The sequence below is a fragment of the Novosphingobium rosa NBRC 15208 genome (assembly GCF_001598555.1).
GTDB classification, from domain to species: domain Bacteria; phylum Pseudomonadota; class Alphaproteobacteria; order Sphingomonadales; family Sphingomonadaceae; genus Novosphingobium; species Novosphingobium rosa.
Genome location: NZ_BCZE01000041.1, coordinates 14255 through 39977 on the forward strand (window position 1 = coordinate 14255; position 25723 = coordinate 39977).

At 65.5% G+C, this 25723-nt stretch carries 19 protein-coding genes and 1 riboswitch; of the genes, 13 read left to right on the forward strand and 6 right to left on the reverse strand.

What is annotated here, in order from left to right:
- Positions 1-54 precede the first annotated feature (54 nt).
- The 3 genes from SR3_RS31365 to SR3_RS16315 form a co-directional block, all read right to left on the reverse strand.
- Positions 55-282, reverse strand: coding sequence for a hypothetical protein (locus SR3_RS31365; RefSeq protein WP_157098902.1), 228 nt, complete (start codon positions 280-282; stop codon positions 55-57).
- Positions 283-371: 89 nt separating this feature from the next.
- On the reverse strand, positions 372-1892 hold the full coding sequence (locus SR3_RS16310; RefSeq protein WP_068088388.1) for an ATP-binding protein: 1521 nt from the start codon (positions 1890-1892) through the stop codon (positions 372-374).
- 304 nt (positions 1893-2196) lie between these two features.
- On the reverse strand, positions 2197-3816 hold the full coding sequence (locus tag SR3_RS16315; protein ID WP_068088391.1) for an NAD(P)/FAD-dependent oxidoreductase: 1620 nt from the start codon (positions 3814-3816) through the stop codon (positions 2197-2199).
- A 91-nt stretch (positions 3817-3907) separates the two neighbouring features.
- On the opposite strand from SR3_RS16315, the gene SR3_RS16320 reads away from it, so the two are divergent.
- The 9 genes from SR3_RS16320 (at position 3908) to SR3_RS16360 (ending at position 13220) form a co-directional block, all read left to right on the forward strand.
- On the forward strand, positions 3908-4333 hold the full coding sequence (locus SR3_RS16320) for a MarR family winged helix-turn-helix transcriptional regulator (RefSeq protein WP_068088394.1): 426 nt from the start codon (positions 3908-3910) through the stop codon (positions 4331-4333).
- A gap of 2 nt (positions 4334-4335) precedes the next feature.
- Positions 4336-5601, forward strand: coding sequence for an MFS transporter (locus tag SR3_RS16325; RefSeq protein ID WP_068088397.1), 1266 nt, complete (start codon positions 4336-4338; stop codon positions 5599-5601).
- 100 nt (positions 5602-5701) lie between these two features.
- A complete protein-coding gene (gene folD, locus SR3_RS16330; RefSeq protein WP_068088401.1) occupies positions 5702-6562 on the forward strand; it encodes a bifunctional methylenetetrahydrofolate dehydrogenase/methenyltetrahydrofolate cyclohydrolase FolD in 861 nt (286 codons plus the stop codon).
- Positions 6563-6895: 333 nt separating this feature from the next.
- Positions 6896-7264, forward strand: a complete 369-nt coding sequence (locus SR3_RS16335; RefSeq protein WP_068088404.1) for a hypothetical protein — start codon at positions 6896-6898, stop codon at positions 7262-7264.
- A 139-nt stretch (positions 7265-7403) separates the two neighbouring features.
- Positions 7404-8162 (forward strand): response regulator transcription factor, encoded by a 759-nt coding sequence (locus SR3_RS16340; RefSeq protein ID WP_068088407.1) that lies wholly within the window; start codon positions 7404-7406, stop codon positions 8160-8162.
- A complete protein-coding gene (locus SR3_RS16345; RefSeq protein ID WP_068088410.1) occupies positions 8159-9475 on the forward strand; it encodes an ATP-binding protein in 1317 nt (438 codons plus the stop codon). Before SR3_RS16340 ends, SR3_RS16345 begins: the two co-directional genes overlap by 4 nt.
- Before the next feature lie 361 nt (positions 9476-9836).
- On the forward strand, positions 9837-10697 hold the full coding sequence (locus SR3_RS16350) for a diacylglycerol/lipid kinase family protein (protein WP_068088413.1): 861 nt from the start codon (positions 9837-9839) through the stop codon (positions 10695-10697).
- A gap of 280 nt (positions 10698-10977) precedes the next feature.
- Complete coding sequence (locus tag SR3_RS16355; RefSeq protein WP_068088415.1) at positions 10978-11673, forward strand: carbonic anhydrase; 696 nt, start codon at positions 10978-10980, stop codon at positions 11671-11673.
- A 38-nt stretch (positions 11674-11711) separates the two neighbouring features.
- Positions 11712-13220, forward strand: coding sequence for a SulP family inorganic anion transporter (locus tag SR3_RS16360; RefSeq protein WP_068088418.1), 1509 nt, complete (start codon positions 11712-11714; stop codon positions 13218-13220).
- A gap of 387 nt (positions 13221-13607) precedes the next feature.
- Here SR3_RS16360 and SR3_RS16365 read toward each other — a convergent pair whose 3' ends face one another.
- Positions 13608-14540: a glutaminase gene (locus SR3_RS16365; protein ID WP_068088421.1), complete on the reverse strand. Its 933-nt coding sequence runs from the start codon at positions 14538-14540 to the stop codon at positions 13608-13610.
- Positions 14541-14748: 208 nt separating this feature from the next.
- On the opposite strand from SR3_RS16365, the gene SR3_RS16370 reads away from it, so the two are divergent.
- Positions 14749-17526 (forward strand): bifunctional diguanylate cyclase/phosphodiesterase, encoded by a 2778-nt coding sequence (locus SR3_RS16370; RefSeq protein WP_068088424.1) that lies wholly within the window; start codon positions 14749-14751, stop codon positions 17524-17526.
- Between the two features lie 174 nt (positions 17527-17700).
- Complete coding sequence (locus SR3_RS16375; protein ID WP_068088427.1) at positions 17701-19002, forward strand: sugar MFS transporter; 1302 nt, start codon at positions 17701-17703, stop codon at positions 19000-19002.
- A 103-nt stretch (positions 19003-19105) separates the two neighbouring features.
- Here SR3_RS16375 and SR3_RS16380 read toward each other — a convergent pair whose 3' ends face one another.
- Positions 19106-19387, reverse strand: a complete 282-nt coding sequence (locus SR3_RS16380) for a hypothetical protein (protein WP_157098903.1) — start codon at positions 19385-19387, stop codon at positions 19106-19108.
- 115 nt (positions 19388-19502) lie between these two features.
- On the reverse strand, positions 19503-22550 hold the full coding sequence (locus SR3_RS16385) for a TonB-dependent receptor plug domain-containing protein (RefSeq protein ID WP_068088433.1): 3048 nt from the start codon (positions 22548-22550) through the stop codon (positions 19503-19505).
- Between the two features lie 600 nt (positions 22551-23150).
- A riboswitch (Fluoride riboswitch) is annotated at positions 23151-23238 on the forward strand.
- A gap of 23 nt (positions 23239-23261) precedes the next feature.
- Between SR3_RS16385 and SR3_RS16390 the strand changes: the two genes are divergently transcribed.
- Positions 23262-24614, forward strand: a complete 1353-nt coding sequence (locus SR3_RS16390; RefSeq protein ID WP_068088436.1) for a voltage-gated chloride channel family protein — start codon at positions 23262-23264, stop codon at positions 24612-24614.
- Positions 24615-24776: 162 nt separating this feature from the next.
- Entirely contained in the window at positions 24777-25706 is a 930-nt protein-coding gene (gene ypfJ / locus SR3_RS16395) for a KPN_02809 family neutral zinc metallopeptidase (protein ID WP_068088439.1), read from the forward strand.
- Positions 25707-25723: the final 17 nt, after the last annotated feature.

A 25723-nucleotide genomic window follows, 5' to 3' on the forward strand; every position in this document is an offset into this window, starting at 1 on the left:
CGGGTTCAGCCTTAGGGCAACATCGCCGCATTGAAGTCTGAACAGACTGTATCCTCAAACGATGCCTGTTGCGCTCAGATCCCACCGGAATAGAGCCACCTCTTCTTCGAGACCAGATTCCTCCATCTGATCTAAAATCCACTGCCGCGAAGATTTTTCGAAATCCGGATTCCAGCGTGTCAGCAGTGCAAGGCATTGCGACCCAAGACACGCCCAAACGAACAGCTGAATATTCAGCCTTAAAAAGCCGCGTTGTACAGGTGGAGAGACCAGGCGCGACATTTGGGCGCCACCGCCCTATCGTCGGAAGACGTTATAGGAGCGCGAGGGGATAATCCCCTCGCTTTTCTCTTCTAAACTTCCTGAAACCTTCAAACCGCGGCGGTAAACACGCCCAGTTCGGGAATCCCCACAGACCGCCGACCGCCGTAATCGGTCTTCACGACGATATGGCCTTCCTTCTCCAGATGCTCCAGCAGGCGGCGGATGCGACCTGAGGACGAGGTGCCATAGACCCGCGCCAGCTCATTGTCGTCGGGGCAGGCCTCGCCCTCCATCGCCGCGCGGGCGAGGACCAGAAATGGCGCCAGCCATTCGTCGGAGACGGCGCGGGCCAGCCCCATCAGCTCGGCCCAGCGTTCTTCCTGCGGGGCGTAGATGCCCGCGACAGCCATCGCGAAACGGCGGCGGAACTGCGCCACATCGCCCGCGTGATGGCCGATGCGCTTCATCCGGCAACGCAGCGTAAAGTCCTGATAGAGCGAAGCAAGCTGCTGATAGGTCGCACCGGGCTCACTGGCCATGTCTTCCATGATGGAGGCGATCATGGCGTTGATCTCATCGGGCGCGATCGCCGGCGGCGCGGAGACCGAGGCGGCGGCGAACAGATTGTCGCCCCCTGCCAGCGGGTCTTCGGGCTCCTGATCGGTGCCCGGCGCCACGGCCATCACATAGGAACCGATCTGCTCCATCAAATCGCCAGCATCGGGCATCGCCGGGCGCGGCGACGGGCCGTCCACGGCGGTCAGCTCCTCCAGCGTCGGCGCGGCATGAAGCAGATCGTGCAGATCCTGCCCCGTGGCGGTCGGCGGCGGCAAAAGCCCCGTGGAGACCGCGCGGCTGGTGGTCTGCACCCCGCCGATGCGTACCGCGACAGGCCGCCGCGTGATCGCCGGGCCCAGCGCCAGAAACTGCCCACGCTCCAGATCGCGGATGGTCTCGGCCTGGCGGCGGTCCATGCCCAGCAGATCGGCGGCGCGCGCCATATCGATGTCGAGAAAGGTGCGGCCCATCAGGAAGTTGGAAGCCTCTGCCGCCACGTTCTTGGCCAGCTTGGCAAGGCGCTGCGTGGCGATGATCCCCGCCAGCCCGCGCTTGCGCCCACGGCACATCAGGTTCGTCATCGCCGAAAGCGACAGGCGGCGCACCTCGTCGGTCACATCGCCAGCGGCGGCGGGGGCGAACATCTGCGCCTCATCCACCACCACCAGCGCGGGATACCACTGATCGCGCGGGGCATCGAAGAGCGTGTTGATGAAGGTGGCGGCGCAGCGCATCTGCGCCTCGATCTCCAGCCCGTCCAGCGCCAGAATCACGCTGGCGCGGTGCTGGCGCACGCGGTTTGCCAGCCGGATCAGATCATTGTTCGAGTAAGCCGCGCCATCGACCACGATATGCCCGAACGGCTCGGCCAGCGTGACGAAATCGCCCTCGGGGTCGATCACCACCTGCTGGACCAGCGCGGCGCTTTCCTCCAGCAACCGACGCAGCAAATGGCTCTTGCCCGAGCCCGAGTTGCCTTGAACCAGCAAACGGGTCGCCAAGAGTTCCTCGATGTCGATTTGCAGGGGCTTGCCGCTCTGCTGTTCGCCGATGATGACCGATGCACTCACGGTTGCGGGTCTATCGGCTGGGCTGTGTCCGGCCTAGGGGCGGAAGGCGGGTTTTCCAGAGGTTTTCGGCAGAAGGGCAAGAGAAGATGCGAGGGCCATCGCCCTCGCGCTCCCGTTACTGTCTACGTGGCGCATCGGGTTCAGCCATGGAGCAACGTCGCTGCGCCGCAGGCGGGATTTCCAATGCCTGCGGCGCCTTAGGTGGCGCAGATGGAGAGTTGGGGCGCAACGATACGGCGCCACTGCCCATGAGCCGGAAGACGTTATGGGAGCGCGAGGGTATAACACCCTCGCTTTTTCCTTCTTACTTCACCAACTCGGCAGCCAGAGCTTCCGCCACCCGAATCCCGTCCACCGCCGCCGACAAAATCCCGCCAGCATAACCGGCCCCTTCACCCGCAGGATAAAGCCCGCGCGTGTTCAGGGATTGCAGATCCTTCCCACGCGTAATGCGCAAAGGAGAAGATGTGCGCGTCTCCACGCCGGTCATAATCACATCGGGATGGTCATACCCCGCCACCTGACGGCCAAACACCGGCAGCGCCTCGCGGATCGAATCGATCACATAATCGGGCAGACATTCGCGCAGGTCGGTGAGGTGGACGCCCGGCTTGTAGCTGGGGATCACCGCGCCGAAATCGCCGGAGGACGCCCGCCCGGCCAGCAGATCACTCACCTTCTGGCCCGGCGCCTGATAATTGCTGCCCCCGGCGATATAGGCCAGATCCTCCCAGTGGCGCTGGAAGGCGATGCCCGCCAGAGGCCCGCCCGGATAGTCCTTGCCCGGATCGATCGTCACGACCAATCCCGAGTTGGCGTTGAACTCCGCGCGCGAATACTGGCTCATGCCGTTGGTGACGACGCGGCCCTCCTCGCTGGTGGCGGCCACCACGCGTCCGCCCGGACACATGCAGAAGCTGTAAACCGTCCGCCCGTTGGAACATTGGTGAGACAGCGAATAGGCCGCCGCGCCCAGAATTTCGTTCCCGGCGCAGGCGCCAAAACGCGCCTTGTCGACCCAGCTTTGCGGATGCTCGATGCGCACGCCGATGGCGAAAGGCTTGGCCTCCATGGTGACGCCCGCCTCATGCAGCACCTCGAAGGTGTCCCGGGCGGAGTGGCCCACGGCCATGATGACATGGCTGGTTTCGATATAGCCGCCATCGGCCAGATGCAGACCGCGCAGCTGGCGATCTTCGCCCTCGCCCTGCACATCGAAGCCCGAGACGCGGGTGCTGAAGCGATATTCGCCGCCCAGCTTCTCAATGGTGTCGCGCATGCTCATCACCATGGTGACGAGGCGGAAGGTGCCGATATGGGGATGCGCCTCGTAGAGGATATCGTCGGGGGCGCCGGCCTTCACGAACTCCACCAGCACCTTGCGGCCCAGATGGCGCGGATCCTTGATGCGGCTGTAGAGCTTGCCGTCGGAGAAGGTGCCTGCGCCGCCCTCGCCATATTGCACGTTGGATTCCGGGTCCAGCACGCCCTTGCGCCACAGGCCCCAGGTGTCCTTGGTGCGCTCGCGCACGGCCTTGCCGCGTTCCACGATGATGGGCTTCAGACCCATCTGCGCCAGAATCAGCGCCGCCAGCAGACCGCAAGGCCCCGCGCCGATCACCACCGGGCGCGGGCCGCTGTAATCGGCAGGCGCCATCACCGGGAAGTGGTAGGACGTGTCGGGCGTGGCCCGCACATGCTGGTCCTCGGCGAAACCGGTCAGGATGCGCGCTTCGTCCTCCACCTCGACATCCAGCACATAGACCAGCTTGATCGCGCTTTTCTTGCGCGCGTCATTGCCGCGGCGGACCATATGCACGCGGTGCAGCGCGGCAGGCGCGATGCCCAGCTTCGCGCAGACGGCGCGCTCCAGATCCTCGGGGGCGTGGTCGAGCGGCAGGATGATGTCGGAGAGGCGTAGCATCGCCGCCCCATACGCCGCTTGCCCCTTTTTCGCCACCCCTGCCTGATCCCTGGCGCTTGACCCAGGCGCCCAACCCCCATAGATGATGCATATGCATCAAAGACTCTGCGTCTGCACCACCATGCGCCGCGCCACCCGCGCCCTCACCCGCGCCTATGACGAGGCGCTGGCGCCCTTCGGCATCACCGTGCAGCAATTCGCCATCCTGCGCGACATCCAGCGCGCGGGCACCATCCCCCTGCCCCGCCTTGCCGAGGGTCTGGTGATGGACCGCACCAGCCTCTACCGCGCCCTGCCCCCGCTGGAGCGCGAAGGCCTGCTGCTGCTGGAAAGCCCATCTCCGCGCAGCCGCACCGCCACCCTCACCCCGGCAGGCCAACAACGCGTCGCGGAGGCAGGCCCCGCATGGGAAGCGCTGCAGACCCGCATCCTCAGCGCCATGCAACCGGGCGAATGGGACCAGATGCAAGCCAGCGCCGATCGCCTCGCCACCCAGCTCGTTTCAGGAACCCTCTGACCATGCCCATCACGCAGACCGCCACCCGCACCAAAGCGCTGGCAATACAGGTCACCGCCATCACCTTCCTTGCCCTGCTGGTGTCGGCGGGGCTGCGCTCGGCGCCCGGCGTGATGATGGTGCCGCTGGGGCTGCATTTCGGCTGGGACCGGGCGACGGTGTCGCTCACCTCGGCCATCGGCATTTTTCTTTATGGGCTGGTCGGGCCCTTTGCCGCCGCGCTGATGCTCTCCATCGGCATCAGGCGCACCATGATGGGCGGGCTGGCGCTGATGGCGGCTGGCACACTGGCCAGCCACGCGATGAGCCAGAGCTGGCACTATCTGCTGACATGGGGCGTGATCTCGGGCCTTGGCAGCGGAGCCGTCGCCAATGTGCTGGGCGCCACCGTCACCAACCGCTGGTTTGCCAAAAGGCAGGGTCTGGTGATGGGGCTGTTCTCGGCCTCCACCGCGACGGGCTCGCTGGTGTTCCTGCCCTTTCTGGCATGGCTGACGCGTGACGGCGCATGGCAGCCGGTGGTGGACACGGTGGGCCTTGCCAGCCTTGCGATGATCCCGCTGGTGATGCTTCTGCTGCCCGAAAGCCCGGCCTCACGCGGCATTGCCCGCTTTGGCGAGGCCCCCGGCACGCCCCCGCCACCGCCACGACAGGCCAGTGCGATGCTCGCGCTGGAAGCGCTGGCCCGCGCCAGCAAGTCCGGCACCTTCTGGCTGCTGTTCGGCACCTTCTTCGTCTGCGGGGCGACCACCAATGGCCTCGTCGGCACGCATCTGATCGCCTATTGCGGCGACCATGGCATTGCGCCCGTCGCCGCCGCCGGCCTGCTCTCCACCATGGGCATCTTCGACCTGTTCGGCACCACCGCCTCGGGCTGGCTGACCGACCGTTTCGATCCGCGCCGGTTGCTCTTCGTCTATTACGGCCTGCGCGGCCTCTCGCTGATCGTGCTGCCCTTCCTAGACTTCGGCCCTATCGGCCTTGGCGTCTTCGCGGTGTTCTACGGGCTCGACTGGATCGCCACCGTGCCCCCCACCCTCGCCATAGCCAACCGCGCCTTCGGCGAGCGCGAGGCGCCGATCATCTTCGGCTGGGTGGTCGCCGGGCACCAGCTGGGCGCAGCCTGCGCGGCGCTGGGCGCGGGGCTGGTGCGGCAGGAATGGGGCTCCTACGGCCCCGCCTTTGCCGGAGCGGGCGTGCTGGGGCTGATCGCGGCGCTGGCAGCGCTGGCCCTGCCCTCCGCGCAAGTGCGGTTGCGCCCGGCCTGATCCCCGCATCTCTGGTGTCACATCACTTTTGCGAAAAACCGGTTCCCACTTTTTCGCGCGATGCTCTAAAGGCCCCTCAGCTTTCAGGGGAACGGACACCATGGCACAGATCATCGACGGCAAGGCCCTCGCCGCAAGGCTGATGGAAGACACCCGCAAGGGCGTCGCCGACATCATCGAGGCCACCGGCAACCCACCGGGCCTCGCCGTGGTGCTGGTGGGCAGCGATCCCGCCAGCGAGGTCTATGTCGGCCGCAAGATCAGCCAGTGCCGCAAGGCGGGCATCAACTCGATCGAGCATCGCCTGCCCGCCGACACCACCCAGGCCGATCTGCTCGCCCTGATCGACAGCCTGAACGCCGACGCGAGCATCCACGGCATCCTCGTCCAGCTGCCGCTTCCCAAGGGCCTCGACGCCGCCCCCATCCTCGACCGCATCAGCCCGGACAAGGATGTCGACGGCTTCCACCCGGTGAACGTCGGCCGCCTCTCCACCGGCACCGGCGGGCTGGTGCCCTGCACCCCGCTGGGCATCATGATGTTACTCGACAGCGTGATCGATGACTATCGCGGCCTCAACGCCTGCGTCATCGGCAAGTCGAACATCGTGGGCAAGCCGGTCTCCATGCTGCTGCTTGAGCGCGAAGCCACCGTCACCGTCACCCATATCGAAACCAAGGATCTGCCCGATGTCGCCCGCAAGGCGGACATCATCGTGGCGGCAGCCGGCGCGCCGCACCTCGTGCGCGGCTATTGGGTGAAGCCCGGCGCGGTGGTGATCGACGTGGGCATCACCCGCATCACCGATCACGACGGCACGACCAAAATCGTCGGCGATTGCGCGACTCACGAGCTGGAGCACGCCCGCGCGGTGACGCCCGTGCCCGGCGGTGTGGGGCCGATGACGATCGCTTGCCTGCTGGCCAATACGGTCAAGGCGGCGAAAATGGGCTTGAAGTAGGAAGAAAAGAGAAAATGCGAGGGTGTTACACCCTCGCGCTCCCGGGTTTTGTCAGCGTGGCGCCACGGGTTCAGCCACAGCCAACCTCGCTGCGCCGCAGGCGGGAAAAATGATTGCCTGCGGCGCCTTGGCGCGTGCAGGTGGAGAGCCTGGGCACCGCATTCGCCTCCCCCCTGCCTTGTCGCCGGAAGACGTCATGGGAGCGCGAGGGGGTAACCCCCTCGCATCTTTCTTCGTCCCTTTTCCCTCAGCAACACTTCGTCACACACGGGACGATCAAGGGCAAAGCGCAGGCTCTATCTCCGTAGTCATCACGGAAATGGAGTTCACCCCATGTTGTTCACACTCTTCGCGACGATGGCGCTGAGCGCCTCCGCCCCCATCGATCAGCCCCTTCAGGCCATTGGTTGCCATCCGCAGCCGGGCAAGGTGATGGGCTGCGTCACCAACAGCCATGTCGTGGCGCAGCAGCGCGCGATGGGCACCGCTCCGGTGATGGTGGCCAAAGCGGATAACGCAAACGTCGAGCGCACCATCGCTTGCCATCCCGATCCCAGCCGCAACCGTGGGTGCTTCCGCGCCGCGCCTGCGGCTCAGATGAAGCCCGCCGTGGCCCGGGCCAAGGCCCAGCCCGCGCAGGAAAGCGCCGAGGCCGACACCGCAACCGCGTCCCAGGGCAGCAGCCTTCCCAAGGTCGGCTGATGTCCTGCCGGGCGGCGGCTGATGCCGCACTGCCTCCTTCACAAGCGTCGTGCCCTGACGCCAGGTGCGGCATCGCCGCCGTCCGGCTATTATCTCTTTCCCTTGAAAAGCGAGCGCAAGCGTGACACTTCGTGCCCTGATGCCTGATATCGCCGCCCCTGACGCCATTCCCGGCTCGGCGCCCTCGATCCTGCTGGTCGAGGATGACACCGCGCTGCGCGTGCTGACGGCGCGTGCCCTCAAGGCGCATGGCTATGACGTGCGCACGGCCTGCAGCGGCGCGGAAATGTGGGTGGCACTGGAAGCCGCCCCCGCCGATCTGCTGGTGCTGGACATCATGCTGCCCGGCACCAATGGCATCGAGCTGTTCCGCCGCATCCGCAAGACCAGCGAAGTGCCGATCATCTTCGTCTCCGCGCGCGGCAGCGAGGAAGACCGCGTGCTGGGCCTTGAACTGGGCGCGGACGACTATCTGGCCAAGCCTTTCGGCACGCGTGAGCTGATCGCGCGCATCGGCGCGGTGCTGCGCCGTGGCGGCGGCAATGGCGGTGAAAACACCAGCGGCGAGCGCGATCTGGGCCGCCGCGATGTGGAGTTCGATGGCTGGCGCCTCTCCATGGCCCGCCACGAACTGACCGCGCCGGATGGCACCATCGTCGATCTGACCGGGGCGGAGTTCGACCTGCTCTGCACCTTCGTCAGCCAGCCGCAACGCGTGATTGGCCGCCAGCGGCTGATCGAACTGTCGCGCACCCGCATCGGCGATTCCTCGGATCGCTCGATCGACGTGCTGGTCAGCCGCCTGCGCCGCAAGCTGACCGATACGGGCGGCACGGCTCCGCTCGTGACGGTGCGCGGCGTGGGTTACATGTTCAACCTGCCGGTCACGCGTTCTTGATCCATCGCTTGCGCCAATGGGCGGGCCATATCGGCCTGTTCGGGCGCCTGCTGGCGCTTTTGGTGCTGGTGATGATGGTGGATTTCGCCGCCAACGCGCTGATCTTCGAGAAAGCCAGCGATTTCGCCCTGCATCAGGAGGATGCCGCCCGCCTTGCCGAAAGGCTGGTGGTGGCCGATCAGGTGCTGGAAACCGAGCCGCTGATCTCCCGCCCGCGCGTGGCTGGTGAACTGAGCAGCGATACGCTGAAGATCACCTGGTCTCCCGGGCGCGAGCGACCACTCGCGGCGCTGACACTGGCCGCCTTGCAAGGCCAGATTCTCTCCGCCCAGCCCTCTCTGGCCCATCGTAATCTGCAGTTGCATCTCTCCACCTTCTCGGAGGATATCGGGGGGTCGCTGACCTTGAGCGACGGATCGCTGGTCAGCTTTCACAACCACAGCCGCAGGGCATGGCCGCTGAAAGCCGGGCGGCTGATTTCGCTGGTGCTGCCCTCGCTGGTGCTGGTGGGGCTGGCGCTGGTGATGATGCAGGCGATCCTCCATCCGCTGCGCCGCCTTGTGCTGGCCACGCGCCGCGTCGGCACCTCGCAATCCTCCGCGCTGGAGCCCGCCGGGCCCGCCGAGGTGCGCAATCTGATCCACGCCTTCAACGCCATGCAGAGCCGCATCGACAGCCTGCTGGCCACCGGCACCCAGACCATGCTGGCCATCGGCCACGATCTGCGCACGCCGCTGGCGCGCCTGCATTTGCGCCTCGACGAAGCCCCGCTGGACCCCGCCGCGCGTGAGGCGATGCAGGGCGACATCGGCGAGATGCGCGATCTGCTTTCCTCACTCCAGACCTTCGTGGAACCGCGCAGCGCGGAGCCGCCCCGCCGCATCGATATCGCCGCCATGGTGCAGACTCTGGTGGACAACGCGCAGGATCAGGGCAGCAACGCCAGCTACACCGGGCCCGACACGCTGGTGGTGATGGGCCGCGCGGTGCCTTTGCGGCGGGCCCTGTCCAATCTGGTGAGCAATGCCCTGCATTACGGCGGCAATGCCGAGGTTGCGCTGTCCGTGGTGCAGAACCGCGTGACGGTGGTGATCGCCGATCGCGGCCCCGGCATTCCCGAGGAAGAGCTGGCCCATGTGATCCAGCCCTTTGTGCGGCTCGACCACGCCCGCTCGCGCGATACGCCGGGCATGGGCCTGGGGCTGGCCATCGTCGAAAAGTCATTGAGCGGTGAAGGTGCGAGCGTGGCGCTGACCAACCGTGAGGGCGGTGGGCTGGTGGCGACGGTGACCTTGGCGGGTGGGGCTTGCTAGGGGGTTAAAGCAGGCCTCCGGCGGGCAAAGGGTCATCCCTCTTTGCAATCCCTTTCGTGTCGGCCTTGCGCTATTGGTTCGGGGTCAGGTGCCGGGCGCAATGGCCCGGAAGCCACACCTGCGCGGATAGAAGGCAAGCTCCTGTCTTCGCGCTTGCCTGGCATACACGTCCGCGATACATGCCGCAGAGCCCTCCTGTAAGGAGGATCAGGAGATGGATCTCTCCTTATTAACCGCCTTTTGGCTGCGGACACGCCCTCTCGACGTCACCCGGAACGGTGAGGCCCTAGGTGTTGGCCAGGCTGGCGAGCCAATTCGAGAACGGATTGCGGATTGCCCCCGATATCCGATGGACCAGGTCATGAGCATCCATAAAACCGTCCAGCTTTTCTACAATCCGCAGGCCGGAAGCTACAGCGACGCGACCATCGACCGCCTGCAACAGGCCTTCCGCGACACAGGCGCACGCGTCCACCTCACCCCCAGCGTGGATACGCCGCCAGTCATCGACCCTGCCGCCACCCATATCTGCATCGCCGGGGGCGACGGCACGGTGCGGCATGTGGCGGAAGCCGTGGTGCGCGCCAACCGTGAGCTTCCCGTCGCCATCTATCCCGCCGGAACGGTCAATCTGCTGGCGCGGGAAGGCAAGCTTGGCCGGCGCCCCGCACGTCTGGCGCAGGCGCTGGTCCATGGCACCACGCGGCGGCACAGCCCCGTCAAGGCGGGCGACAATCTGTTTTTCGCCTGCGCCAGCGTGGGGCCGGACAGTCTGGCGGTTGCCTCCGTGGCATCCTCCGTTCTCAAGCAGCAGCTTGGCCGCTTTGCTTATGTGGCCGCCGTCGCGCGGCTGTTGCACAAATGGCCAAGGCACCGGATCACCCTGCGCGCCGATGGCCGCTCATGGGACTGCGAAGCGGTCTATATCGCCAAAGGGCGCTACTATGCCGGGCCGTGGAGCTTTGCGCCTCAGGCCAAGGGCGATGATGGCCAGCTGCATGTTGTCGCGCTGCGCCGGGCTGGCCGACGCGAATTCCTCCGCTTTTACTGGCGCCTGCTGGGTGGCGCGGATGTGGCTCGCGACAAGAACGTGATCGCCTTTTCCTGCACGCAGCTGTCGCTGCAGTCGGACGATCCGCTGCCCGTGCAGGCGGATGGAGATGTGGTGGCGTCTTGCCCCATCGATGTCTCGATCCATGAGACTCCAGTCCACATCTGCTGAAGCGCCATCAGCCCCGCGAACACGTAACAAACGCCGGCGACAGGACACCCACGCCGCCAATCAAAGGGAGCGTGAGGGCGATGACCCTCGCATTTTCTCTTTAATTTATATTGTTTTTCAACATTATAGATCTCTGCCGCACCGCAGCAACACTTCCTTACACATCAGCGGATCGCGGGCAAAACACGCACCCTAAATTCATGGACAAGGCTCGGGTGGGAGTACCCCATTTCCCCTCTCATTCGGGCCGCCCCATAGATAATACATAAGAGGTGCTACCATGAACGACCTCATCGGCCGCGTGTTCAGCTTCGAAAAAACCACCTTCCCCGCCAGCGGAGAGCTGTTCGCCAAACTCACCAGCGAGGGGCAGGAGCCCAAGGCGCTGATGATTTCCTGCGCGGACTCGCGCATCGTGCCCGAGCAGATCCTGCAGGCCCAGCCCGGCGATCTGTTCGTCTGCCGCAACGCGGGCAACATCGTGCCGCCCTATTCCACCATGAATGGCGGCGTCTCCTCCACGGTAGAATATGCCGTGGTGGCGCTGGGCGTGCGTGACATCATCGTCTGCGGCCATTCGGACTGCGGCGCGATGAAGGCGCTTTCCAACCCCGTCGGTCTGGAGGCGATGCCCAATGTCGCCGCCTGGCTGCGCCATGGCGCGGCGGCGGAGCATATCGTCAGCAACACCTCGCCGCATCTGCATGACAAGGCCCGCGTGCGCGCCGTCAGCCTTGAGAACATCATCGCCCAGATCGCCCATCTGCGCACCCATCCCTCGGTGGCCTCGGCCATCGCCAAGGGCGAGATGGCGCTGCATGGCTGGTTCGTGGACATCCACGCCGGCCAGGTGCTGGGGCTGGACGGCGACACCGGCCAGTTCGTGCCGCTGCGCGAGGATCAGCCGCTGCCCGTGGCTCTGCATGCCGCCCGCCGCATCGCGACCGACGCCCAATTGGCGGAAGCCGCCGAATGAGCGGCGACCCCGCTTCATCCGCAACCCAGAAGCCCGGCATGAAAGTGCCGGGCCTTTCGGTGCGTGACCTCACCGCATCCATCGTGGTGTTTCTGGTGGCCATGCCTTTGTGCATGGGCATCGCCATCGCCTCTGGCGTGCCGCCCGAAAAGGGCCTCGTCACCGGCATCATCGGCGGCATCGTCGTCGGCATGCTGGCCGGTTCGCCGTTGCAGGTCAGCGGGCCTGCGGCGGGTCTGGCCGTCATCATCTTCGAATTCGTGCGTGACCATGGGCTTTCGGCGCTCGGGCCGATGCTGGTGGTGGCCGGCGTGATCCAGTTCGTGGCCGGCGTGGCGCGTCTGGGCGGGCTGTTCCGCGCGGTGTCGCCCGCCGTGGTGCATGGCATGCTGGCAGGCATCGGCGCGCTGATCGTGGCGGGCCAGTTCCACATCCTGTTCGACGCCAAGCCGATGTCAAACGGGCTTGCCAACCTCTCGGCCATGCCGGGCCGCGTGCTGGGCCTCAACTTTTCCGACGCCCACTCCACCGAGATCGCCCTTGGCCTTGGCCTGCTGACCATCGCGGTGATGCTGGGCTGGGAAAAGCTGCGCCCCGCTTCGCTGAAGCTGGTGCCCGGCGCGCTGCTGGGCGTGGTCGCCGCCACGGCGGTCGCCGCTTCGCTGGGGCTCGAGGTCGCGCGCATCAGCGTGCCGGAATCGATTTCGGCGGCCTTCGCCATGCCCGGCGCGGGCTTCTTCGCGCCGATCCTCGCCAACCCCGCGATCGCCACGGCGGCCATCGCCATCGCCTTCATCGCCAGCGCCGAAACGCTGCTCTCCGCCGCCGCGGTGGACCGCATGCATGACGGCGTGCGCACCGATTACAACAAGGAGCTGCGCGCGCAGGGCGTGGGCAACCTGCTCTGCGGTCTGGTCGGCGCCCTGCCGATGACCGGCGTGATCGTGCGTTCCTCCGCCAATGTGCAGGCCGGGGCCCAGACCCGCGCCTCGGCAATCCTGCATGGCGTGTGGATTCTGGCCCTTGTCGCGCTGCTGCCCTGGGTGCTGCGCGAGGTGCCGATGGCCGCGCTGGGCGGCATCCTTGTGGTGACGGGCTGGCGCCTGATCAGCCTCAAGCATGTGCGCCATCTCTTCGAGAACTACGGCCCCGTGCCCGCCGGGATCTGGGCCGCGACCTTCGCGCTGGTGGTCACCACCGACCTGCTGACCGGCGTGCTGGTGGGCCTTGGCCTCTCGCTGATCGAGGTTGTGCCGCATCTCTCGCGCCTCAAGCTGGGGATCGAGCATGGCACCGCCTCCGAAGGCGAAGCGCGCCTGGTCCGCCTTTCCGGCGCGGCCACCTTCCTCACCCTGCCGCGCCTGACCCGCGCGCTGGAGGATGTGCCCGCCGACAAGCCCGTCCACCTCGATCTCGATTCCCTCGCCGGGCTCGACCACACCAGCGCCGAGATGCTTGGCGAATGGCTGGGCCGCCGCCGCCGCGCGGGGCTGGCCGCCTCGGTCAGCGGGCGCGAGGAGATGGTGCGGACCTTCGCGCATGCCTGAAGCATCGTGCGAAAAAGTGGGAACCGGTTTTTCGCATCAACGATGCGACAACATATCTGATTTCAAGAGCTGAACCCGGCACGGCCCATCGACTTGCGTCAGGGCCGTCTCGCAACTCAAGGCCATCCCCGCCAGTCCGGGGGTGGCCTTTTTTTGTTTGTTCCAGGAAGAGAATAAGCAGGGGGCCATCGCCCCCTGCACCCCCATGACGTCTCCCGACACAGAGGAAGTGCAACGGGGCCACCATGCGCAAACGTCCTAACGCCGGAGGCAATCATTCCCTGCGAGGCGGAGAGGTTAAGCGTTACGGCGCAATCACACATGCAGTTTCGTCGGGAGACGTTCCGGGGGTGCAGGGGGTGTAACACCCCCTGCTTTCAACCTTCTTCAACCCCCTTCAAACACCGACCACCCGGCCCCGGCAGCCAACCTCTCCAGCGCCAGAGACCCGAGCAAGGAGTTCCCCTGAGCATTCAACCCCGGCGCCCACACCGCGATGGAGGCCACCCCCGGTGCCACCACCAGAATCCCGCCCCCGACCCCGGACTTTCCCGGCAGGCCAACCCGGAACGCGAACTCGCCGGAATTGTCGTAATGCCCGCAGGTCATCATCAGCGCATTGATGCGCCGCGTGCGATGCGCAGACAGCACCTGACGTCCCGTTTCCGGATTGCGTCCGCCCAGCATCAGATATCGCCCGGCCAGCGCCAGCTGGCGGCAGCTCATGGCGATGGAGCAGCAGTGCGAATAGACGCCCAGCACGCGATCGACATCATTGTGCAGATTGCCGAAGGCCTTGGTGTAATTGGCCAGCGCCTCATTGCGAAAGCCGGTGTCGAGTTCGGCGCGGGCGACATGCTCATCGATGGCGACGCTGTCCTCTCCCGCCAGATCGCGCACCAGACGCAGCACCTGCCCGATGGCCTCGCGCGGCTCATGGCGGGCCAGGATCATGTCGGACACCACGATGGCCCCGGCGTTGATGAAGGGGTTGCGCGGCACGCCTTTCTCGTTCTCCAGCTGGACGATCGAGTTGAAAGCGCTGCCGGACGGTTCACGCCCCACGCGCCGCCACAGCTGGTCGCCCGCCGTGCCCAGCGCAAGGGTCAGGGTGAAGACCTTGGAGATGCTCTGGATCGAGAATGGCTCCTCGGCATCGCCACCGGTCAGCATCTGCCCATCGGCCAGCACCACCGCCATGCCGAACTTGTCGGGCGAGACCTGCGCCAGCGGGGGGATGTAATCCGCAACGCGGCCCTTGTCCTCCATCTTGCGCATATCCGATACTATGCAATCGATCAGCGGCTGCAGGGCGGTCATCAGGGGCTCTTTCTCAAACGCGGCGGCGTGATTAGACGCCCGCACCGCGCCGGATCAAGGGCGAAGCACAGCCTTGCCAGCAGCAGCATCCCCTACATTTTCACCGTTCAGGGCCAACATGCTTTCCCAATTGTTAACCTTCCTGACGGCAGGGTTCCCTAGCGGACCGGCCCGTGTGTGGCGGTGATTCGGTCCTTCGGAACCCTTGATGCCCTCTGTCTATCTCTGCCTTGTCGATCAGCATCAACCTTCGCTCGTCCTGCTGGCGATCATCATCTGCCTGTTGACCGCCACGGGCGGGCTGACGCTGCTGCGCCATGCCCATCAGCATGGCAGCGAATTATGGGCGCTGGCGGCCGGCGTTTCGACCGGCTTCGGCGTCTGGGCGGTGCATTTCGTGGCCATGCTGGGCTACACGCCGGGGCTGGACATGGCCTATCGACCGGGGCTGACGGTAGCCTCGCTGGTGGTGGCGGTGGCCGGCGTGACCCTGGGGCTGACGCTGGCGCTGCGCTTTCCCTCGCGCAGCGGCCTTGCGGTGGCGGCCTGCGTCACCGGCCTCGCCATCGCGGCGATGCATTATATCGGCGCCAGCGCGCTGGATCTGCCCGCGCGGCTGGTGTGGCGGCCGGTGATGGTCGGCGGCTCGGTGTTGATGGTGGTGGGGCTGCTCTATCCAGCGCTGCGTCTGGCGCTGGGGCAGGACCGATTGTGGCAGGCCTGCCTGCTGCTCAGCCTGGCGGTGACAGGCACGCATTTCACCGGCATGGCCGCCTTCACGCTGGTCCCCCAGCGAATGACCGCGCATGAGCGCCTGCTGCTGATGCCCGAAACGATCGCCACGCTGGTGGTGCTGGCCACCTGTCTGGTGCTGCTGGCGGCGATGGTGGCGCTGCTGCTGAGCCGGCGGGCCACCGCCGCGATCCACAACAGCGAGCGCGCCCTCTCGATTCTGGTCGAGGGCATTTCCGATTGCGCGCTCTACATGCTCACCAATGAGGGGCGCGTGGCCTATTGGAACCCCGGCGCGCAGCGGCTGAAGGGCTATACAGGCGCCGAGGCGATCGGCCTGCCGCTCTCCGCCTTCTACACGCTGCAGGACCGCGCGGCGGGCCTGCCCGAACGCGCCTTGAGCCTGGCCACCACGCAGGGCAAGTTCACCGGTGAAGGCTGGCGCTGCCGCAAGGATGGCAGCCAGTTCTGGGCCCATGTCACGCTGGAGCGCATTCTCGACAAGGATGGCGCGCCGCTGGGCTTCGCCAAGATCACCCGCGACATGACACGGCTGAAGGAGGAGCAGGACGGCCATGCCGCGATGCGCGCCCAGCTCAACACCGCGCTGGACAACATGCATCAGGGACTGGCCCTGTTCGACAGCGATCACCGGCTGGTGCTGGCCAATTCGCGGCTCTGCGCCATGTGGGGCATTCCGCAGGGCATGCTGCTGCCCGGCACCGGCTGCGGCCCGATCATCGAACAGCTGATGGAAGGCCAGCGCGTGGTCGAGCGCGGCGCCATCCGATCTCTGCTGGAACAGGCGCTGCACACCGCCGACGGCCAGCGCATCATGGTGGAATGCCACGCGGATTTTCATGTCGGCATCACCAGCCGGGCGCTGGAGGATGGCGGGCGCGTCGTCACCTTCGAGGATGTGACCGAGCGCCGCCGCCAGATGGCGCGCATCGCCCATCTGGCCGCGCATGATCCGCTGACCGGCCTGCCCAACCGCGCCCGTTTCAACGAATGGTGCGCGCGCGAGATGCCGCATGCCGCGCGCCATGGCCGGCATGTCGCGGTGGTGGCGCTGGATCTGGACCGCTTCAAGGAAATCAACGACCGGCTTGGCCATGCCGCCGGGGACCGCGCCATCATCGAGGCCGCGCGGCGCCTGTCCGCCGCCTGCCGCGAGGGCGAGATCGTCGCGCGGCTGGGCGGTGACGATTTCGCCGCCGCGCGCCTCTACGCCAGCGAGGCCGAACTGGCCGATTTCGTCGAGCGGCTCTCCGCCTGTTTCCGCGACAGTGAATCGGATATGCCTTTGCGCGCCAGCTTTGGCGTCGCCATCTTCCCCGAGGACGGGCGTGACCGCGAAGCGCTGCTCAACAATGCCGATCTGGCGATGCAGCGCGCCAAGACCAGCCGTGGCGAGGCGATCTGCTATTACGAACAGGGCATGGACGAGCATGCCCGCACCCGCCGCCGCATCGCGGGCGATCTGCACAATGCGCTGGCGCATGATGAGCTTTGCCTGTTCTACCAGCCCCAGCATGCCATCGGGACCGGCGCGCTGACCGGCTATGAGGCGCTGGTGCGCTGGCGCCATCCGCTGCGCGGCATGGTGCCGCCGCTGGAGTTCATCCCCGTGGCCGAGGAAACCGGCGCCATCTTCGCCATCGGCGAATGGGTGCTGCGCCGCGCCGCGCGCGACGCCGCGCGCTGGGCCAGCGACATCAAGGTGGCGGTCAATGTCTCGCCCGTGCAACTGCAGCAGCCCGATCTGGCGCAGCGCATCGCCCAGATCCTGATCGACACCGGCCTGCCCGCCCACCGGCTGGAGCTGGAAATCACCGAAAGCGCCATCATCGCGGACAAGACCCGCGCGCTGCATGTGCTGCGCCAGATCAAGGCGCTGGGCATCGCCATCGCCATGGATGATTTCGGCACGGGCTATGCCTCGCTCGAAACGCTGCACGCCTTCCCCTTCGACAAGCTGAAGATCGACAAGTCGCTGCTGCACAGCGCCGCCGCCAGCCCGCAGGGCGCCGCGATCATGCGCACCGTGCTGGCGCTGGGCCGCAGCCTGGACATCCCCGTGCTGTGCGAGGGTGTGGAAACCGAAGAGCAGCTCGAACTGCTGCGCCGCGAAGGCTGCGACGAGGGCCAGGGCTATCTCTTCGGCTATCCCAAGCCCTTGACCAGCGCGCCACGGTCGTTGGCCGCCAACACGTCGGATCAGGCCGCGCCACAGGCCGGTGTCGCCGCCTGATTGCGCTACCTGCAGACCTATTCCTGACGCAATAAGGGCACCTTAGCCAAGAAAGCTCTGGCCATCCTCCGGCAAACGGGCGATGTGATCGGCGAAACCGACCATGGACGAGACCATGGCGAGCAGCATGATCCCCGGTGGCCCCGCGCCCGCCGGGCAGAGAGGAGTAACCCCGTGGCCCTGATGCCCAATGCATCGTCCAGCACCGATCCTTCCGTCAGCGATGAGGACAGCGGCAACGTCAATGCGCCTCAGCTGCGCCTGTTCGTGATGGGCCTGTTCTTCATCTTCGGCGGCATCACCAGCCTCAACGATGTGATCATCCCCAAGCTGAAGGAACTCTTCACGCTCGATTACATGCAGGCGATGTTCGTGCAGACGGCCTTCTTCGCCGCCTATGCCATCATCGGCCTGCCCGGCGCGGCGCTGGTCAAGCGCATCGGCTATATGCGCGGCGCGGTGGTCGGCCTGCTGACCATGACGGCGGGCTGCCTGCTGTTCATCCCGGCCTCGCAGCATGCCACCTATGGCCTGTTTCTGGCCGCGCTCTTCGTGCTGGCGGGCGGCGTGGTGATGGTGCAGATCGTCACCAACCCGCTGATCTCGCTGCTGGGCCCGGCCAAAACGGCATCGAGCCGCCTGACCTTCGCGCAGGCCTTCAACTCGCTGGGCACGGTGCTGTTTCCGCTGGTGGGCGGCGCGCTGATCCTGGGCCAGCTGGCCAAGGTAAAGGCCGAGGATCTGAGCGGCGAGGCGCTCGACCTCTATCGCATCGCCGAGACGCAGACGGTGGTGCACACCTACATCGGCCTTGCCATCGCGCTGGCGGTGGTGGCGCTGGTGGTCTGGGGCAACCGCAACGCCCTGAAGAACGAGCATCACGCCCACAGCAGCTTCCTTGACGGGCTCAAGCTGCTGGGCCAGCCGCGCTTCGCTTTCGGCGCGGCCTGCATCTTCCTCTATGTGGGCGCGGAAGTCTCGGTCGGCTCGCTGATCGTCAACTATTTCCAGCTGCCCACCGTATTGGGCGTGACCGCCGCAGCGGCGGCCACCTACATCCCCTGGTACTGGGGCGGCGCGCTGGTGGGCCGTTTCGCCGGCTCGGCCGTGCTGCGCATGGTGAGCCCCGCCAAGGTGCTGGCCTGCAACGCGGTGGGTTCGATCCTGCTGATCGTGATCTCGGCCAACACCAGCGGCCCGGTCGCGGCGTGGAGCCTGCTGCTGATCGGCCTGATGAACTCGATCATGTTCCCTACGATCTTCAGCCTCGCCTGCGAAGGCCTTGGCGAAGCCGCCGCCGACGGTTCGGGCATCATCAACGTGGCCATCGTGGGCGGCGCGATCATCCCGCCGCTGACCGGCAAGTTCGCCGATGTCACCCACAGCCTGCCGATGGCGCTGGCCCTGCCCGCCCTGTGCTATGCGATCATCGCGGCATTCGGCGTCTTCGCCAGCCGGAGCCGTGTCAACGGCTGATCCCCCTTCCCTCGCGTTGGCTCAGGCAGGCGCGGGGCAGGTTTCAGAAAAAGCCCCCGGGTCATCCCCGGGGGCTTTTTTGTGCCTGCCGACATTAATGCCATCAGGGCAGCGCCCTGCTCCTCACCATCTCGGCGATGCGGCCCGCCATCGGCAGATGGCCGCCGCGCAGCCTGTCGAACGTGTCCGGCTTGAGCCGGCCATCCCAGCGCCAGACCTCATTCTCGGCATCCCAGTAATGGCCCATCAGAAAGGCCAGAGCCGTGGCATCGGGCACACGCGCGTGGAACAGGGTGACGCCCAGAACCCGCACCGGCGGGCGCGACAGGCGTTTGAGGCCCGGAGGCATGGTGGCCCAGATGCGTCTGGCGTGATCGTCCTGCATGGGCGCCATCCCTACCCCACACACATCAACAAGCCCCTGCCAGACGCATAAAAGAGGGGCGGCCCATCGGACCGCCCCTCCCTTTGTCAAAAGCTCAAGCCTTGTGGGCCGAGATTTAGAAGTCGATCTTCGCGCCGACGCGGAAGAAGCGACCGATGTAGTTCGAGTCACCCCAGGCCGGGTTGAACTGATACAGCTGATAACCAGCAGCCGGATCGTAGACCGGACCAGAGTCGAGCAGATTCTTCACATCCATATAGATGAGGAAGTTCTTGTTGACCTTGGCCTGCGTGTGCAGATCGATCGTGAAGGTGGGGTGCGTGTTGCAGATCACCGGGTTGTTGGTGCCGCTGTAACCCACCACGTCACCGGCGCCCACTTCGCAGACCTTGTAGGTGTCACCGTCGTCGGTGGCGGTCTCCGAATAGCCGCTGGTGTAGTTGCCGGTCAGCGTCAGGCTGTACTTCTGCTCAGGGCCGAAGTCGAAGGTGTTCGCCCACACCGCGCGGAAGTGCGGAGCACCCGAGCAGGAGGTGGTTTCACACGGACCCAGCGTGCCGTCGTAACGGAACTCGGTCCCGCCCGAGGTCAGCGCCAGCTTCGTCAGCCACGAACCGTTGAACTGGCTGGTGAAGCGCACGCCATGGCCCAGATCGTAACGCGCCGAAGCACTCACGTCGATGCCCGAAGCGACTTCGGAGTCGGCGTTGGTGTAGGAGGCCACGATGGTGCGGATCAGCGGCAGAGCATTGGGGTTCTGCGCGTCAGCACTGTTCTGGGTGACCGAGATGCCCGGAATGTTCACCACGCCATTGTTGGTGAAATACTGGGTCAGCGCCGGCGTCGGGTCGCTCACCGACACGATGATGTCGGTGATCTTGGTGTGCCAGAAGTCGGCCGTCAGGGTCAGGTGACGGTTCGGCGTGAAGACCGTGCCCACCGTGAAGGAGGTCGACTTCTCGGGACGCAGATTGGGGTTGCCCACCGCGGTCACGCCCAGCGAATAGGTGCCCGTGCCCTTGGTCGGGTCGTTGGGATCCGTGCCCACACCGTTGAAGTAGGTGGGAGCGCTGGCATGCGCCGCGCAGAAGGCGGTGTAGATCGGGTTCGAGCAGGTGATCGTCTTGGTCGAATAACCCGTGGTGGGCAGACCGTTCGACTGGTTGAAGCTCGGGATGCGGAAGCCCTTCGAGAAGGTGCCGCGGAACTTCAGCTCCTTGATCGGCTGGAACTGCGCCTCGAACTTGGGCGAGAAGTTGCTCTGACCGCTCGAATAGCTGTCATAGCGACCGTCGGCCTTCAGCTTCAGGCTCGAGAGGATCGGCGCGGTGACTTCGTAGAAGCCCGAATAGACGCGACGCGAACCGGCGGTGCTGACCGCGTTGATGCCATAATAGGCGTCATCGGGGTTGGCGCTGGGCTGGTTCAGGCTTTCGAAGCGATAGGCCGCACCCACGGCGATGTTCAGGTCGCCGCCGGGCAGCTTGAAGAAGTCGCGGTTGATGGTGCCCTGGAACTGCGTCAGCTTCGAGCGGTTCACCGTGTGGACGGCGGGCGCCAGATAGTCGCGCGCGGCCTGGGTGTTCTGGCTCTGGTCACCGAAGTTGTAGCCGCCTGTCGCGATCAGGTTCAACAGGTGCTGGGCGTTGATGTAGTTGAGCTGCGTCAGGTCCATGTTGACCCACGAGGTGGTGCCTTCGAGGTCGAAGTTCCAGCCCTTGCCGAAGTCGCCCGAGATACCGCCCGAGAAGCGGTAGGTCTTGGCGTCGGTGTAGCTCTCGATCGGGCGGTCATAGAGACCCGAAACCTGAGCATACTGGCCGTTGGCGGCATAGGGGTTGTTGGGGTTGAGCGTGCCGTTGCCGGCATTGCAACCCGTCAGCGAGGGGTTCTTGTTGCCCACGCCGGTGGGGCAGACATAAACCGGCAGCAGCAGCGTGCCCAGATCGGTGGTGCCCGATGCGGTCTTGGAGCTGAAGTTACGCGGATTGCCCGAGCTGAAGGTCTTGGCTTCAGCGAAGTTGAACATGCCATAGACCTGGATACGGTCGGTCAGGTTCGCCGTCAGACGCGCGTTGGCGCCGATACGGGTGATCTCGGGCGAATACATGCCGTATTGCTTGGTGAGATCCTGCTGGCACACCGTGCTGGGGCTGATGGTGCCCTGCTGGGTGGGGGTCAGCGCCTTGGCGGTCAGGCCCTGGCAACCGGTCGCGGGCGAAATCTGCGACCAGCGGCTGGCGCTGTTCGCGGCCGTGGCTGCGGTCGTGCCGCTGATGTCATAGGCGCGAGCGAAGCCGACCGTGGTCGCGCTCTTGGCCGCGTCGAAAGCGGTGTAGGCGCCATTGCCCTGAATGCCGTTGATGACGCCATTCTTCAGGCACGAACCGACCGCGTCGCAGATGTTGCTCTGATCGGCAGTGCCCCACTTGCCGCCGCGCTGGTTCATGTAAACGGCGGCGTTATGCTGATACTCGCCGTTGACGTAGAAGTTGTAGCCGTCTTCTTCCAGGCGGCCCTTGCCCCAGGTCGCGTCGAAGCGGCCTTCGGCGCCATAGCCGCGCTGGGCGATGCCGCCCGAAGCGTTGACGTGCAGACCGACGATCTGCTTCTTGACGATCACGTTGACCACACCGGCCACGGCGTCAGCGCCATAGGTCGAGGAGGCGCCGTCCTGCAGCACGTCCACGCGATCGACGATCGAGTCCGGAATGGTGTTGAGGTCGACGAAGTTGCGCACGCCGTCGTCAGCCATCGGGAACAGGGCGCTGCGCAGACCATCGAAGGTGGTCAGCGTGTAGCCGTTGTTCAGACCACGCAGCGACGGAGCGCTGGCGCCGGTGGCGAAGCCATGGCTCGACCAGCTGCTCGGCAGCGTGCCGGCGTTGTTGGCGGCGATGCTCTGCAGAGCGCCCGAGACGGTGTTGATGCCGCGCGAGGTCAGGGTCTCGGCCGAAAGCACCACCAGCGGCGATGCCGTGGCGGCCGCGGGGTTCTTGGTGATGGAGCCGGTGACCACGATGGTCGGGCCGGTGTCCTCAGCGGGCTTGTCAGCCGAAGCGCCCTGTGCCGCCGGAGCAGCGTTTTGTGCGAAAGCCGAAGTGGCGATCAGCGCAGTGCCCAGAACGAGCGTAGCGACGCCCGTCTTAAGCGCATGATTCATGCGAGTATTCATTGTCACCTCATGAAGTGGATAGAGTCCCAAGTCTCTTCCCGCCCCCTGTTAACCCTTCCCGCACATCGTTGAATGATCACGATCTTTGGCATGTGCCCAGCATGCCGGATCGAAATCCGAGTCCGTTCAGGTCCGTGACAGCTTTATGGCTTACTCTAATAGGCTTACGCCAGCGACTTACATCACTGTCAGTTGGTTGATCCCGTTCATGTTGCGCGATTAACACAGTGCCTGACAGGGCAGTCACACTCGCATGCCTTGCGTTATTTCACAAAGTTGAAATAAAATTTCCATCGCTGGGTCATTTGTGTGTCAATTTTAGACATTTCGTCCTGAAAATGTCACTTTCCACCGCTCATGCGATTTGAAATGTCGGCGATCTTTCGCGCAAGCGGCGCTGCCCATTTGTTGCTGTTGCATGAAAAATTGCAACTCTGCACAAAATACCAATTGACATTGATTTCCGAGCGGGATCGCCCCTTAGTCGATGCCCCCGAGTCCGACAAGCATTTATTGCGCCGCAACATAAAAAGCGCATCCTTTCGCCCGGCCTGCAACCTTGACGCCGAACGACTGGTGAGGCATGTGCCGCTCCACGGCGATGGATTTCCGCCGGGCATGACGCCGAACCGCTCGTCGAACCACCCTTTGGCGAGCTGATGATTCCTACCTTTCGCCGTTCGGCAACAAGGAGGACTCATGCGCGCGACCTTTCACCAGCTGTTCCACGCTCTGGCCCGGATTGGCCTGCATCGCGCCCTGCAAGCCTTGCGCCTGCTGCTGGTGCTCGTCGCCATGGCGGCGGCGGTCGGATCGCTGTGCGCCGCTTTTCTGTGGAGCCTCGACGCCGTCACCCACATGCGTTTTGCGCATCCGTGGTTGCTGTTTTTGCTTCCTTTGGGCGGCGCGGCGGTCAGCCTGCTCTATCGCTGGCTGGGCCAGAGCGTGGAGGCAGGGAACAATCTGCTGATCGATCAGATCCATGAGCCCGGCACAGGCGTGCCTCTGCGCATGGCGCCGCTGATCTTCGCGGGCACGGTGATCACCCATCTGTTCGGCGGCTCGGCGGGGCGTGAAGGCACGGCAGTGCAGTTGGGCGGGTCGCTGGCCAGCACGGCGGCGCGGCTGGCGCGGCTGAATGCGCGGGGGCTGCGGCTGATGCTGATGGCGGGCATCGCGGCGGGGTTCGGCGCCGTGTTCGGCACGCCGCTGGCGGGCGCCGTCTTCGCGCTGGAGGTGCTGGCGGTGGGGCGGATCGAAATGGCCGCGCTGATCCCGTGCATGATCGCGGCGCTGGTGGGCGATTGGGCCTGCGGGCTGTGGGGCATTCAGCACACCGCCTATCGCATTCCCTTTATGGCATGGCCCAATGGCGCGGCGCCGCTCGATCCACTGCTGGTGGGCAAGGCGGGGCTGGCCGGGGTTGCTTTCGGGCTGGCCGGGCTGGCTTTCGCCGAGGCCAATCATGCCTTGGGCGGCTGGCTGAAGAAGGTGATTCCGCATCCCGCGCTGCGCAGCATCGTGGGTGGGCTGGCGGTGATCGGCCTGACCTATGCCGTGGGCACAAGAGCCTTTCTGGGGCTGGGCGTGTGGTCGCCCGATCCGGCCATGCCGACGATTGCCGGCTTCTTTGCCGCCCCCGCCAACCCGTGGGATTGGGCGTTCAAGATGCTCTTCACGGTGGTCACATTGTCATGCGGTTACAAGGGCGGCGAGGTGACGCCGCTGTTCTTCATCGGCGCGGCGCTTGGCAATGCTCTGGGCGTGGCGATGGGGGCGCCGGTGGATCTGTTCGCGGGGTTGGGCTTTGTGGCGGTGTTCGCGGGAGCGGCCAACACGCCGCTGGCCTGCACGATCATGGGGCTGGAGCTGTTCGGCGCGACACATATGGTGCCAATCGCGGTGGCGTGCTTTGTGGCCTGCCTGTGTTCGGGCCATAATGGCATCTATCTGTCGCAGCGGATTGCCCTGCCCAAATTCATGGGCCGCCCGGTGCCGCAAGGGACAACCCTGCGCGATGTCCGGGGCCGCAGACACCACCGCAAGACCTGACGGACAGGATGGACGGAACGATAGCGAACCGCTGCGGTTTCGTCGGGAGACGTCATGGGAGCGCGAGGGGATAATCCCCTCGCATTTTCTTTCCTTCTTACTTGCCTATCCCTCCCCTTCTTCCCAAAACCATCCTTCCTCCCGATTGCAGGATCTGAACACATGCGCCTCGACGATTTCGACCCGAACGATGTGGATGTCGAGGATCAGCGCGGCAAGGGCGGCGGCTTTGGCGGCTTCGGAGGCTTTTCCGGACAGGGCTTCCAATTGGGCGGCGGAGGCCTTGGCCTTGGCACGATTGCCCTGCTGATGGTGGGCGCCTGGGCGCTGGGGATCAATCCGCTCAGCGTGCTGGGGCTGGTGAGCGGCGCCGGACAACAGGGGGGACAGCAAGCCTACGCCCCCGCCCCGCAGCGCGCTCCGGTGGAAAGCGGGAAGGACGCCGCCAGCAGCTGCACGGTGGACGCCTTCAGCAAGGAAAGCTGCAATGCGCTCTCCTCGCTCAACAAGACATGGCGCACGCTGTTCACCGCGCGCAACCACAGCTTCGACAAGCCAAGGCTGGTGTTCTATGCGCAGCGCGGCTCCTCGGGCTGCGGCGCGGCGCAGAGCGCGATGGGGCCGTTTTACTGCCCGGCGGATCAGGGCATCTATCTCGATACCGATTTCTACCGCGAGATGGAGCAGAAGCTGGGCGCAGGTGGCCAGTTCGCGCGCGATTACGTGATCGCCCATGAATATGGCCACCATGTGCAGCAGTTGCTGGGCACCTCAAGCAAGGTGAACCGCCTGCAGCAGGCCAATCCCGATCAGGCCAATCCGCTCTCGGTGCGGCTGGAGCTGCAGGCCGATTGCTATGCGGGCGTCTGGGCCGCGCGCAACAAGGACCGGATGGAGGCGGGCGATATGGAAAGCGGGCTCAACGCCGCGCATCAGATCGGCGACGATGTGCTGCTGAAGGCGGCGGGGCGCACCCCGGTGGAGGCGGCCTTCACCCATGGTTCCTCGGAGCAGCGGATGCGCTGGCTGCGCAAGGGGCTGGAGACCGGCGATCCGGGCCAGTGCGACACCTTCAAGGCGTCCAGCCTGTAGCCCCCAAAAAGAGAGGC